This window comes from Ruminococcus flavefaciens 007c, from assembly GCF_000571935.1.
Classification (GTDB): domain Bacteria; phylum Bacillota; class Clostridia; order Oscillospirales; family Ruminococcaceae; genus Ruminococcus; species Ruminococcus flavefaciens_F.
The window spans coordinates 58,533-71,768 of record NZ_ATAX01000026.1 but is presented as its reverse complement, the minus strand read 5'-3'; the positions used below and the strand labels follow the sequence as shown (position 1 = coordinate 71,768).

Annotated in this window: 14 protein-coding genes; 7 read left to right on the top strand and 7 right to left on the bottom strand. The window is 49.5% G+C overall.

Annotation, left to right across the window (positions count from 1 at the left end):
- Positions 1 to 11 precede the first annotated feature (11 nt).
- From fabF to RF007C_RS10110, 5 genes are all read right to left on the bottom strand, one after another.
- Positions 12 to 1,271: a beta-ketoacyl-ACP synthase II gene (gene fabF, locus RF007C_RS10130; protein WP_037299566.1), complete on the bottom strand. Its 1,260-nt coding sequence runs from the start codon at positions 1,269 to 1,271 to the stop codon at positions 12 to 14.
- Between the two features lie 79 nt (positions 1,272 to 1,350).
- Positions 1,351 to 2,091, bottom strand: coding sequence for a 3-oxoacyl-[acyl-carrier-protein] reductase (gene fabG / locus RF007C_RS10125; protein WP_037299565.1), 741 nt, complete (start codon positions 2,089 to 2,091; stop codon positions 1,351 to 1,353).
- Between the two features lie 111 nt (positions 2,092 to 2,202).
- Positions 2,203 to 2,406 (bottom strand): DUF4177 domain-containing protein, encoded by a 204-nt coding sequence (locus RF007C_RS10120; RefSeq protein ID WP_037299563.1) that lies wholly within the window; start codon positions 2,404 to 2,406, stop codon positions 2,203 to 2,205.
- Entirely contained in the window at positions 2,403 to 3,329 is a 927-nt protein-coding gene (gene fabK / locus RF007C_RS10115; protein ID WP_019680227.1) for an enoyl-[acyl-carrier-protein] reductase FabK, read from the bottom strand. Before fabK ends, RF007C_RS10120 begins: the two co-directional genes overlap by 4 nt.
- Before the next feature lie 105 nt (positions 3,330 to 3,434).
- Positions 3,435 to 4,421 (bottom strand): beta-ketoacyl-ACP synthase III, encoded by a 987-nt coding sequence (locus RF007C_RS10110; protein WP_037299561.1) that lies wholly within the window; start codon positions 4,419 to 4,421, stop codon positions 3,435 to 3,437.
- Positions 4,422 to 4,709: 288 nt separating this feature from the next.
- On the opposite strand from RF007C_RS10110, the gene RF007C_RS10105 reads away from it, so the two are divergent.
- The 7 genes from RF007C_RS10105 to guaB all read left to right on the top strand — a co-directional run bounded on the left by RF007C_RS10105 (position 4,710) and on the right by guaB (position 11,496).
- Positions 4,710 to 5,618 carry an ACP S-malonyltransferase gene (locus tag RF007C_RS10105; protein WP_037299559.1) on the top strand — a complete coding sequence of 303 codons (909 nt, stop codon included), beginning with the start codon at positions 4,710 to 4,712 and terminating at the stop codon, positions 5,616 to 5,618.
- Positions 5,615 to 6,451 carry a shikimate dehydrogenase family protein gene (locus RF007C_RS10100; protein WP_019680224.1) on the top strand — a complete coding sequence of 279 codons (837 nt, stop codon included), beginning with the start codon at positions 5,615 to 5,617 and terminating at the stop codon, positions 6,449 to 6,451. The genes RF007C_RS10105 and RF007C_RS10100 overlap by 4 nt, the downstream gene beginning before the upstream one ends.
- A 1-nt stretch (position 6,452) precedes the next feature.
- Positions 6,453 to 6,899 (top strand): GNAT family N-acetyltransferase, encoded by a 447-nt coding sequence (locus tag RF007C_RS10095; protein ID WP_037299558.1) that lies wholly within the window; start codon positions 6,453 to 6,455, stop codon positions 6,897 to 6,899.
- Between the two features lie 68 nt (positions 6,900 to 6,967).
- Positions 6,968 to 7,465, top strand: coding sequence for a shikimate kinase (locus RF007C_RS10090; protein WP_051456622.1), 498 nt, complete (start codon positions 6,968 to 6,970; stop codon positions 7,463 to 7,465).
- A 7-nt stretch (positions 7,466 to 7,472) separates the two neighbouring features.
- On the top strand, positions 7,473 to 8,642 hold the full coding sequence (locus RF007C_RS10085) for an amidohydrolase (RefSeq protein ID WP_037299554.1): 1,170 nt from the start codon (positions 7,473 to 7,475) through the stop codon (positions 8,640 to 8,642).
- Between the two features lie 2 nt (positions 8,643 to 8,644).
- On the top strand, positions 8,645 to 9,847 hold the full coding sequence (locus RF007C_RS16545) for a leucine-rich repeat protein (RefSeq protein ID WP_161634886.1): 1,203 nt from the start codon (positions 8,645 to 8,647) through the stop codon (positions 9,845 to 9,847).
- Between the two features lie 176 nt (positions 9,848 to 10,023).
- A complete protein-coding gene (gene guaB, locus RF007C_RS10075; protein ID WP_019680219.1) occupies positions 10,024 to 11,496 on the top strand; it encodes an IMP dehydrogenase in 1,473 nt (490 codons plus the stop codon).
- 48 nt (positions 11,497 to 11,544) lie between these two features.
- Here guaB and RF007C_RS10070 read toward each other — a convergent pair whose 3' ends face one another.
- Positions 11,545 to 12,267 (bottom strand): hypothetical protein, encoded by a 723-nt coding sequence (locus RF007C_RS10070; RefSeq protein WP_037299550.1) that lies wholly within the window; start codon positions 12,265 to 12,267, stop codon positions 11,545 to 11,547.
- Positions 12,264 to 13,055 (bottom strand): DUF2970 domain-containing protein, encoded by a 792-nt coding sequence (locus RF007C_RS10065; protein WP_037299548.1) that lies wholly within the window; start codon positions 13,053 to 13,055, stop codon positions 12,264 to 12,266. Before RF007C_RS10065 ends, RF007C_RS10070 begins: the two co-directional genes overlap by 4 nt.
- Positions 13,056 to 13,236: the final 181 nt, after the last annotated feature.

Sequence of the window (13,236 nt, the reverse complement as noted above, 5' to 3'; positions counted from 1 at the left end):
TAATATCCTCCTTAATCTGTTACCCTTCTGAAGCAGAGGGTAGCATTATGTCCGCCGAAGCCCAGAGAATTTGACAGGACGGCATTTACCTCCTGTTCGATATTGCCGTTTCCGCAGTAATCGAGGTCACATTCCTCGTCGGGGACCTTATATCCCACAGTTGCGTGAATAAAGCCCTCCTGCACTGACTTGGCACATACTACAGCTTCAACTGCTCCCGCAGCGCCGAGAAGATGTCCTATCATTGACTTTGTTGAGCTTATCTTCACGCGTCTTGCATCCTTTTCGCCCAGAGCGAGCTTTATGGCAGCTGTCTCGTACTTATCGTTGAGGCCTGTTGATGTACCGTGTGCATTGATGTAATCTATATCGGCAGGCGAAAGACCTGCTTCTTCCATAGCAAGCTGCATTCCCTTTGCCGCAGCCTCTCCGCTGGGCATGGGAGATGTCATATGATAACCGTCGCAGGTAGCGCCGTAGCCGGCGATCTCCGCATATATCCTTGCGCCTCTTGCCTTTGCGTGCTCGTATTCCTCAAGGACCAGTACCGCGCTTCCCTCACCCAGTACAAAGCCGCTGCGTTCCTTATCAAAGGGAATGGACGCCCTTGTCAGGTCGTCGGACTTTGTAAGAGCCTTCATATTTGCAAATCCGCCGAAGGTGAACTCCACTCTTGTGGACTCTGTACCTCCTGCAAGACAGGCATCAAGATAGCCGTCCTTGATCTTGCGGAACGCCTCACCTATAGAGTGAGTTGCCGAAGCACAGGCTGTGGTAACGTCGAAATTAGCTCCCCTGAAGCCTGTCTTCATGGAGATTGTTCCCGCAGCCATATTGCTTATCATCATAGGAATATAGAAGGCAGACATTCTGCCGGGTCCCTTTTCAAGGTACTTGTTATGCTCAACAAGGGTAAGATCAACGCCGCCGATACCCGAGCCGACCAGCACTCCCACTCTGTAGGGATCGAGATCCGAGAAATCCGTACCTGCGTCGGTAACAGCCTCATGTGCCGCAACTACGGCATATTTCGTGAAGGTATCCATACGTTTTGCTTCCTTCTTGTCGAAGCAGCCCTTGACATCGTAATAATCCTCTTCATTGAAGTCACGGACTATACCTGCGATCTTCACGCCGGTGCGTTCCGTATCATACATATCTATAAAGGATATACCCAGTTTATTTGCCTTTATTCCTGCCCAGAACTTTTCTACTCCTGTTCCGAGGGGAGTAACTGCTCCCATTCCTGTGATAACAACTCTTCTGCTCATATTTTTTCCTTTCGTTTCCTTTTAGTGATCTTTTGTAGTGCGTGTGGAGAATGGCCTCCGTAGTGTATATGCTGCGCTGTCACATAGAAAGTCCGCCCGAGATCTCTATAACCTGTCCTGTAACGTATGATGCGTTGTCGGACACGAGGAAAGATACGACCGAAGCTATCTCCTCGGGCTCACCGTAACGTCTGAGAGCTACGGCCTCGATCATTTTTGCCTTTAATTCGTCTGATAAAACGTCTGTCATCGGTGTCCTGATAAGTCCTGGAGCAACGGCATTGCAGGTGATATTACGCGAACCGAACTCCTTTGCCACAGTCTTCGTCATTCCGATAACGGCAGCCTTTGAAGCCGAGTAGTTCATCTGTCCCGGATTTCCATAGAGTCCCGCAACAGAAGCCACATTGACTATTCTTCCATATCTCTGCTTCATCATTACAGCTGTAACGTGCTTTGTCATATTGTAAACGCTCTTCTGGTTTACAGCGATGACTGCGTCATATTCATCCTCGCTCATTCTTGCAAGGAGCTTATCCTTTGTTATGCCCGCATTGTTTACCAGGGCATCAATAGTGCCGAAGTCAGCCTTTACCTGCTTGACCATAGCCTCGCACTGCTCGAATTTTGATACATCTGCCGCATAGCACTCGGCCTTTACGCCGAAAGCTCGGCATTCCTCTGCGACTGCGAGCGCCTTTTCCTTATCGCTGTCGCTGGGATAATGATTTATAACTACGTCGAAGCCGTCCTGTGCAAGTCTTTTTGCGATGCAGGCGCCAATACCCTGAGAAGCGCCCGTGATTATTGCTGTTGCCATATATTTTACCTCCGTTTTGGTATCAAATAATTATGATACCTTGATTTTACCACACTCTGAAAAACGTGTAAATGTGCCGAATGTCATTTCCGCAGTTACAAATGTAACTATTTAGTCTGCGATCTTTTCAAATATCATGTCGTATTCGGTCAGAGAGCCGTAATAGCCTGTCTTTACGGGTACATTCCCGACGTACCTGTAGCCCTGCGCTGCCATTTCATTTATTGCTTCGCGGGGAGCCTTTTTTACGCCGTCGTTTTTATAGTAATAGATCCCGCCGAGACCCTTTACAAATCTCAGATATCTGTATTTCATATCTTCAGGAGCTTCTCTGCGCCGTCGTTGATCTCCTTTACAATGTCAGCACAGGTCTTTATCTCGTTTACCATGCCCGAGATAGCTCCGCAGAGGAAGGAACCGCTTTCCACATCGCCCTCAACAACGGCTCTGCGGAGAGCTCCCACTGTGAGCTGCTCGAACTCCTCGGGAGAGAGAGTACCGTCCTTTTCACCTGTAGCAAGCTTCTTTGCAAACTTGGTCTTGATATTTCTGCACGGATGTCCCGTGTATCTTCCGGTAACTATATTATCTGTGTCCTTTGCTTTTATGACAAGCTCCTTGAAGGTGGGGTGTATCTGACACTCCTCGGAAGCAAGGAAGCGTGTACCGATCTGAACGCCCTCAGCGCCCAGCATGAATGCAGCGGCCATACCTCTGCCGTCGGCGATACCGCCTGCGGCGATAACGGGTATCTCAACTGCGTCAACTACCTGAGGCACGAGACACATTGTTGTATTCTCGCCTATATGTCCGCCCGACTCGGTGCCCTCTGCGATGACAGCGTCGGCACCTGACTTCTCCATTCTCTTTGCCAGAGCTACGGAAGGCACAACGGGCATTACCTTTATGCCTGCTTCCTTCCATGCAGCCATATACTTACCGGGATTTCCGGCACCTGTTGTTATTACCTTAACGCCCTCGTCGATGCAGAGCTGTGCCAGATCATCGGCATTGGTACTCATAAGCATTATATTCACGCCGAAGGGCTTATTTGTCTTTTCCTTGCAGAGGCGTATCTGCTCGCGGAGATAGTCTATGGGAGCGTTTCCGCCTGCAATGAGACCTATACCGCCTGCATTTGATACTGCGGAAGCCAGTGTATGCTCGGCTACCCATGCCATACCGCCCTGTATGATAGGATATTCACAGCCGAGAAGCTCAGTAATGCGTGTTTTCATAATAGTTCTCCTTTTTTCATCTTTGTAGGGGACGGCGTCCCGACGTCCCGCAAATATAATCATCTGACGGGCTGCCGAGGACGTCAGCCCCTACAAATGGTAAGATCAGTATTCAAGTATTATTCCGCCGTAGGTAAGGCCTGCTCCGAAGCCTATGAGAGCAAGCTTCTGTCCGCGCTTGATGACGCCGCTTTCAATAGCCTCGGAAAGCGCAAGAGGTATGGAAGCACTGGAAGTATTTCCGTAATGGTCGAGGGTAACGATGAACTTCTCCATGGGAACTCCCAGCTTCTTGGCGGCAGTCTCTATTATCCTGATATTGGCCTGATGCGGTATGAACCAGTCAATATCATCCTTGGTTATATTTATCTTTTCCGCAGCCAGCTCAAAGGATCTGGGCAGAGCAGAGACTGCAAATTTGTATACCTCCTTGCCGTTCTGGTACAGCTTGTGCAGAGGCATATCAGGGAATTTATCCTCGAAGCCGCTCTCCTGAGCCACCTCGGGAGCTACCTGCAAAGCTCTTGCACAAAGAAGTCCCGCGCCGCTTCCGTCGGAACGGAGGGCTGACGAGAAGAGCTTGTCGCTCTTTTCGATAACGGCAGCGGCGGCGCCGTCGCCGAAAAGTATGCAGGAGGATCTGTCGGTAAAATCAAGGAAGCGCGAAAGAGCTTCATTTGCGACAACGATAACGTATTTCAGCGAATCGTCGGTCTCGAGGAAACGTCTTGCCACATCGACGGCATAAACGAATCCCGAACAGGCGGCGTTGAGATCGAATGCAGCAGCATTTACTGCGCCTATCTCGTTCTGTATCACGCTCGCCATGCTTGGAGTATGGAAATCAGAGGTAGCGGTACAGGATATGACTAGTCCTATGTCCGCCGTATCAATACCCGCGGCCTTTACGGCTCTCAGAGCAGCCTGACTGCCCATATACCATGTGGGCTCCCAGCCTGCCATAGGGCGCTTCTTTATGCCCGTTCTTGTGCTGATCCACTCGTCATTGGTCTCGACGAAACGGGTGAAGTCATCGTTAGTCAATATCTGTTCGGGCACATATCTGCCCATTCCCAAAATGCTGATACCCATTAAAAACTCCTTAGCTACAATAAAATTTATGAAAACATGGTTGTAAAAACCATAAAATTATGTTATAGTAATATTATCGGTATCTTGTCTGTATACGTCTATTTCGACAAACGGACAGAATACCATACATTTAATATTGTAAATCATTTTGAGGTTTTTTGCAACGATATTTTGTGACTTTGACAATTCTACGACAAAATATCGTCATTTCTCACAAATTTGCAACACGACATTAAGACATTTTCACCAGAACATTGAATATAACGCACAGAAAGGAAGTTTATCATTATGACAATTTCACTATTTTCAGGACAGGGCTCTCAGTACGAGGGAATGGGCAGGGATATAGCAGAGGCTATGCCCGAGCTTCTCTCCGTATACGAGACAGGCTCGGATATTCTCGGCACTGACCTGAAAAAGATATGCTTTAAAGCTCCTCTTGACGAGCTTTCAAGGACTATCAATTCCCAGCCCGCTATAATGGCAACATCCATCGTATGCCTGAAGGCCGCTCAGTCGAAGGGCTTCGTCTTTGACGGCGTAGCAGGCCATTCTCTCGGAGAATACGCCGCAATGTACGCTTCCGGCATGATAACCCTGGAGGACGCATTCCGCCTTATCAAGGCAAGAGCTGCCGCTATGGAGGAGGCTACCGCTTCCGCAAAGGGCGCTATGGCAGCTATAATGAAGATAGCTCCCGAGGAGGTCGAAAGAGTATGCGGAGAAGCTGAAAACTACGTAACAGCCGTAAACTACAATTCTCCCGTACAGACAGTTATCGCGGGAACTCCCGAGGGAATAGCCGAAGTCAGCGATATATTCGCCGAAATGAAGGCAAGAGTCATCCCTCTCAATGTTGCAGGCGCTTTCCATTCACAGCTGATGCAGCCTGCCGCGGATAAGTTCTACGAAACAGCAAAGACAATCAGCTTCAAGGCTCCCGAGGTGAAGTATTACTCAAACCTCACAGGCGGCGAGCTCACAGACTTCTCGGATATGGCATCAATGCTTGCAAAGCACATAGTATCACCTGTACGCTTCACCTCAGAGCTCACAGCCATGCAGGAAGCAGGTGCTGACAGATTCGTTGAATTCGGTCCCGGAAGAACTCTCACAGGACTCGTAAAGAAAACTCTCAAGGACGTAACGGCTGTGAACGTTGAGAATCTTGAAACACTTGAAGGAGTACTCTCATGAATAAATTCGCACTTATAGGACATCCCCTTGGTCATTCCATGTCCCCCCTCATACACGAAAAGCTCTTCGCACTCAGCGGACTGAAGGACACCTCCTACGAGCTTATAGATATTGCTCCCGAGGATATATCAGACAGTCGGAAGCTTCTGGAAGGCCTTCGCGGTCTCAATGTTACTATTCCCCATAAACAGGCTGTCATACGCCTTGTGGACGAGCTTGCGGACAGCGCTCAGCGCTACAACTCCGTAAACTGCATCAGCAACGAGGGCGGCAGGCTCACAGGCTACAATACCGACTGCGACGGTTTCCTGCGCTCTGCGGAGCTTCTCCCCATAGGCGGAAATGTGGCTATACTTGGCTGCGGCGGCGTAGGCAGGATGATAGCTATCGAGGTTGCACGCCACGGAGGAAATATAACCCTTGCCGTTATCCCGCAGGACATAAAGAACGCTCAGCTGCTCATGGCTGAGATACTGGCAAAATGCAGCGGAGCTTCCGTGAGGATCGCCGATATAGCTTCTCTTGACGGCAGCTATGATCTGCTTATAAATGCTACGCCCGTAGGTATGTACCCCAAGGTGGAGGCCTGTGCAGTCAGCGATAAGGTCATCGAGAATTCTCTCAGCGTATTCGACGTTATCTACAATCCCAAGGAGACTCTCCTCATGAAGAAGGCAAGAGCTATGGGAAAGACAGCTGTGGGCGGCGCTTCAATGCTGGTATATCAGGCTGTAAAGGCTCACGAGATATGGTACGGCGGAAGCTTTGCTGCCGAGGATATATCAAAGATAATCACAGCCGTCGAGGACGCCGTTGACAGCATGAACAAATGATATGATAAGACCTGCAAGACCACAGGACGCTTCCCGCATCGCCGAGATAATCATAACCAACTACCGCGTGAATTTCTACCCCTTTTTCCTCAACGACGAGTTCTATTTCTCAGAGCTCAACGTCGTGGATATGGCGGCGGAATATGCCGAAGGCTCGGAGGAACTGCTCAGCACCTTTGTTTACGACGATAACGGCGTCATCAAGGGAATTATCCGCGTAAACGGCACGGAGGTGGTAAAGCTCTACGTTGAGCCTCAGTTCCAGGGCTGCGGCATCGGAGCGGAGCTTCTGGAATTTGCGGTAAACAGATTCGGCGCGGACAATCTCTGGGCTCTGGAATACAATACCCGAGGCATAGCCTTCTATAAGCGCCACGGCTTTAAGCTCACAGGCGAGAAAATGACCGAGGACGAATGGGTGCCGCTGGTGAAAATGGTACGGGAATAAATTCATTATCCATTCCGGAATATCACACCGGCCTTTCGAAGACCGGTCAACTATCTAAGGAGAAACTTATGACTGTTTTTTTATGCGGCTTTATGGGCTGCGGAAAATCAACAATAGGCAAGCTTGCCGCCAAAAAACTGGGCTGCGGCTTCTGCGACACGGACGACCTCATCGTCCGCACTCTTGAAATGACAATACCTGAGATATTCGAGAAAAAGGGCGAGCCCTTCTTCCGTCAGACCGAGGCAGAGATAGTAAAGTCCCTCTGCGGAAAAACTACCGTGGCTGCCTGCGGCGGCGGAGCTATGCTCAATCCCGACACCGCAAGGGCCGCAAAAGATGCAGGCGCTGCCGTCATATTCCTGGACGTGCCCTTCGAGACCTGCTACGAGCGCATAAAGGACGATACCAACCGTCCTATCGTGGTGAAGTCCACAAAGGAGGAGCTTGAAGCCCTCTATAATTCGCGCAGGAGCGTATACCTTGAACACTCCACCATAAGACTTGACTGCGACGGAAGTCCCGTTGAGAATGCGGAACGTATTGCCGACGCTTTAAGAAAGTGAGTATATCATGCTTATCTATAACGCTGAGATACATACCATGGACTCCCGGGGAGTCATCGAAAACGGCTGGATAGACACCGAAAACGGCAAGATAAAGGCTCTGGGAGAGGGAGCTCCCGACAATATCCCCGAGGACAGCATAAATGCACAGGGAGGTATGCTCCTTCCCGGATTTATCGACGCTCATACCCATCTGGGCATAATCGAGGACAGTCTCGACTTCGAGGGCGACGACTGCAATGAGTCAACAGATCCCTTCACTCCCCAGATGAGAGCTATCGACGGCATCAACCCCTTTGACCGCTGCTTCGAGGAAGCACGTATGCGCGGAATAACCGCCGCTGCCTCCAGTCCCGGAAGCGCCAACGCCTGCGGAGGAGAGATAGCCGCTATAAAAACATATGGCAGACGTATCGACGATATGCTGATAAAGAGCTGCGGCATAAAATTCGCTCTGGGCGAAAATCCCAAGAACGTATATAACGGACGTGAGGAAACTCCCATAACCCGTATGGCCATAACCGCCCTTATACGCGAGGGGCTCTACAAGGCACGCAGATATGTTCATGATATGGACAGCTACTACTCCGACAGCGAGAACTACGATCCCCCGGAATACGACATAAAGTGCGAGGCTCTCATGCCCCTGCTCGACCGCAAGATAAAGGCTTTCTTCCACTGCCACCGTGCGGACGACATATGCACCGCCATGCGCATATCAAGGGAATTCGGACTGGATCCGGTTATAATACACGGCACGGAGGGCTATAAGATAGCAGATATAATCGCCGCCGAAAAGCTCCCGGTGATATGCGGTCCCGTCATATGCGACCGATGCAAGCCCGAAATGCGCGGACTTGAACTGAAAAATGCAGCCGTTCTCCACGAAAACGGCGTAAAGATAGCTATATGCACAGATCATACAGTCACTCCCATACAGTACCTTCCTCTTTCCGCACAGGCTGCGGTGAAGGGCGGTCTGAGCTTCGATGACGCCATAAGGACTCTTACCGTATCCTCTGCGGAGATACTCGGCATAGACGAGATCACAGGCTCACTTGCTCCCGAAAAGGACGCTGATCTTCAGCTCTACGCAAAGGACTGCAATCCTCTGGATATGATGTCGGAGCCTCTGCTGGTAATGGTAGGCGGCGAGATATGCCGCAGGGAGATATGACCATGAAAGGGCTGTTATCAGCGGCTGCGGCTTCCCTGTTGCTGTCGGCCATGCCTGCCGCAGTATCGGGAGCCGCGGACAGCACACCGCAGAACACCGTTATAGTCTACACCATAGAGAACGGCGAGGCAAGCGTGCAGAACTGCCGTGAAACTCCGGGGGTTCTGGTGATACCCGACAGCATAGAGGGATGTCCCGTGACATCAATTGCAGATGACGCATTTTCTGGCAATACAGAGATAAGCTCCTGTGTGATACCCGACAGCGTAAAGACCATAGGCGAAAGAGCCTTCAGCGCCTGTCCTGCTCTCAGCAGCGTAACTATCGGCAGCGGAGCTTCAAAGATAGGCGATTATTCCTTTACCGCCTGCCCGAAGCTTTCAAAAATTGAAGTCAGCAAGAAGAACTCCTCCTATAGCAGCATAGACGGCTCACTCTACAAAAACGGCAGCACCCTGACAGTGTATGCAGGCGGCTCAGCAGCCGCAGTAAGCAGCACTGCCAAGACCATAGACACTGCCGCTTTCTTCGGCAGATCCGATATAACGTCGCTATCCCTGCCCGACAGCGTCACCACTATAGGTGATTACGCTTTTTCGGGCTGTCTTTCACTCAAAAGTGTCCATATTCCCGACAGCGTAACAAAGCTGGGAAAGGGCAGCTTTATGAGCTGCAGCGCCCTTGTGAGCGTATCTCTCGGCATCTCCCTGAAGGCTGTCCCCGACAGCTGCTTCCACTCCTGCACCTCGCTGAAGAACGTATCCTTCCCCGATAATCTCATATCCTTGGGAAATGAAGCCTTTTACAGCTGTGCAGGCATCAGCAGGACATATATCCCTAAGTCGGTGAGTTCCATTGGCACCGAGGCTATCGGAAGAAGATATGACGCAAGAAACGGTTCCTCAGAAAATATCTCGGGCTTTGTCATAAAGGGTGAAAATGGTTCCGCCGCCCAGAAGTACGCGGAGATGTACGGTATAGCCTTTGAGACGGGAAAAGAACTCCTGGGCGATGTGAACGGTGACGGCATGATAGACGCCGTTGATGCCTCGGGCGTGCTGGCAGAATATGCGCTCCTTTCGTCAAAGGGTAAGGGAACCTTCACGGAGGCTCAGAAAAAGGCTGCCGACTGGAACAGCGACGGCATGGTAGACTCGGTGGACGCTTCCTGTATACTGGCAAAATATGCAGAGCTTTCTCTGTAACCGCTCTGCTTCGCTTTAGCACTGAATTACTTTAGTATAACAAATTGCTTTTTTCGCCAAAACCCGACCTTTATTTTGCAAAAAATTTCTATACCGCCCGTTCCGCCCAAACTATTGACATAAGCCATGAAAAATAGTATCATTAAAGTTAATATCAATGCAAGGAGGAATTTATTATGCTGACCGACATGAACAGCAAATTTCAGAAGGAAGGTCTCACCTTCGACGATGTGCTGCTTATACCCGCTGAATCAAACGTTACTCCCAACATGATCCAGATCGGTACTCAGCTCACAAAGACTGTCCGACTCAATACTCCCATAATGACCGCTGCTATGGATACCGTAACAGATTCACGTATGGCTATCGCTATCGCCCGTGAAGGCGGTATCGGTATCATACACAAGAACATGACCATCGAGCAGCAGGCCGAGGAGGTCGATAAGGTCAAGAGAAGCGAGAACGGCGTTATCGTGAACCCCTTCTCCCTTACAGAGGATCATATCGTTGCCGATGCGGACGAGCTTATGGGCAAGTACAAGATCTCAGGCGTGCCTATTGTTGACTCAAAGGGCAAGCTCATGGGAATCATCACCAACAGAGATATGCGCTTCCTCACCGACTTCAATGCAAAGATCTCAGAGGTAATGACAAAGGACAACCTTATCACTGCTCCTGTCGGAACTACTCTCGAACAGGCTCAGGACATCCTCCGTGCACACAAGATCGAAAAGCTCCCTATCGTTGACGAAGCAGGCTATCTCAAGGGACTCATCACCATCAAGGATATCGAAAAGTCCGTCCAGTACCCCAATTCTGCCCGTGACAGCAAGGGCAGACTCCTCTGCGGCGCTGCTATCGGCGTTACCGCTAACGTTCTCGACAGAGCAAAGGCTCTCATCGAGGCTCAGGCCGACGTACTGGTTCTTGACTCGGCACACGGCCACAGCGCTAACATCATCAAGTGCCTGAAGATGGTAAAGGAAGCATTCCCCGATATTCCCGTTATCGCAGGAAATATCGCAACAGCAGAGGCTGCTGAGGATCTTATCGCAGCAGGTGCTGACTGCTTGAAGGTAGGTATCGGCCCCGGATCTATCTGTACTACCCGTGTAGTTGCAGGTATCGGCGTTCCTCAGATCACAGCAGTATATGACGTTGCCTGCGTTGCTCAGAAGTACGGTATCCCCGTTATCGCAGACGGCGGTATCAAGTATTCCGGAGACATCGTCAAGGCTCTTGCAGCAGGCGCTAATGTAGTTATGCTCGGCTCGCTCCTTGCAGGCTGTGCAGAAGCTCCCGGTGAGACAGAGATCTATCAGGGACGTCAGTTCAAGGTATACAGAGGCATGGGAAGCCTCGGTGCTATGGCCTGCGGCTCAAAGGACAGATATTTCCAGGAGGGCGCCAAGAAGCTGGTTCCCGAGGGAGTTGAGGGACGTGTTCCCTTCAAGGGTCCCGTTGCGGACACTATCTTCCAGCTTGTGGGCGGTATCCGTTCGGGTATGGGATACTGCGGCTGTGTGGACATCCCCACACTCCACGAGAAGGCAAAGTTCATACGCATCACAGGCGCAGGACTCAAGGAGAGCCATCCTCACGATATTTACATCACAAAGGAAGCTCCCAACTACTCAACTCAGATATAAGCAGCACGGCGCTGTACAATATAAAGGCGGACATAATGTCCGCCTTTTTTATTTCTTATAATAGTCCTGTGTATAGTCTGTAAGCTGCTTCTTTTCTTCCTTCCTGTGCCTGATAAAAGACGCGATCCACTTTATAACAATGGCTAAGAGTATGGAAGGAAGCAATATATAGATCACAAAAAGTATCAACAGCAGCAGACCTATCTTAGGTTCCGCCCTCAGCTCGTAGCTCAGTGATGTACCGTCGGCAGATATATGATATTCGGAATTGCTGCTGTTCTTTTCTGCCTTTACGGCATCGGTGACCTGAAGCACATTGCCCTTCTCGTCGCAGTAAGCGATCCTGAATTCACCGTAATAGTTGAACAGGTCTTTGTTCTGTACCATGTCACTGATCATCATGTAGCCGTAGCCCCGGCTATAGTGGACACTTGTGGCAGGCTTCTTGCAGAAAAGAAGGCTGGAATAGCCGTCGTTATACCTGGCTATGCCGCAGTCTTTTCCAAGCTCAAGCTCTTTAAAATTATTCTCATTATCAGCACGGAAGGAGATCTCACAGTGAGGCTCCTCTCCGTCATCCAGACCATATTTGTCTTTTTCCCTGTTCCTGAAAAGCACATCAACAAAAGCTGTGCCCTCCGGCTCATTACGGCAGTTTATAATGATAGAATCCGTCTCCACAGGTGTCATGGCACAGGCGTCAATACCGCCGAAGGTGCAGACGATCACGGTAAACAGCGCAGCTATGAATACGCTTATGCGGGTTCTCACGGATAATCCCCCCTGTACTCGCTGGAATTCTTTTTCTTCTTATGCTTCCTGATCAGCAGTACTACTATCAGAACAGCAGCCACTATCAAGACAATTCCCACAACGAAAAGCAAAGCCATAAAAACGGCAGCACCAATAAACAGTGCACCAAAACCCTTGCTTATATCTACACCATGATCAAGAGTACATTTAAGAGACTGACCGTCAGCCTTTACATAATAGTTGGTGGGCTTGTCGGTTATCTCAGGCTCATACGCTTCCGTGACCATAAGCACATTTCCCTTTTCATCACAGTAGGCAACCTTCAAACTGCCGTAATAATTGCTTATCTCGGTGTTCTTAGCCTCCTTAGCATCAAGCGCTATGGTCTCAAATATGTATTCTCCGTCGGAAATACTGTATGCCGTTGCCAGATCTCTTCTGAACATAAGGCTGGTATAGCCATCGTCATACTTTGCAAGTCCGCAGTTCTTATCAAGCTTTATAGTACGCTCCTGTACGGTGTAATCATGATGGTTGTATCCGTCATATCCTTCCTTTGTCTCTTCCTCATAATGCTTCAGATCTACACTTGAACACGGGCTTTCATCGTCCTTGCCGATGCCATACTTGTCATCCTCGTTTTTTTTGAACAGTATATCAGCGAAAACCGTTCCCTCCGGAGCGTTTTTGTACTCTAAAATAAACACATCGTCCCTTGAATTCCATGCATAGGCGTTCATACTTCCGAATACACATATTGTTAAAGTAAAAAGTACAGCTATCCATGATTTTACAAATGCTTTCATTAATATTACAACCTTTCAGCCTATAATGGCTATTATCTTAATATGACATTATTATAGCACTATAAATACAGTAATTCAACACAGATATGCGCATTTTAAATATATTGTAAAAAAGCCGTAATAAAAAAGGACGGCTGTTGACCGTCCTGTAATTTTCCGATATTTTTGGTAATATCTGTCC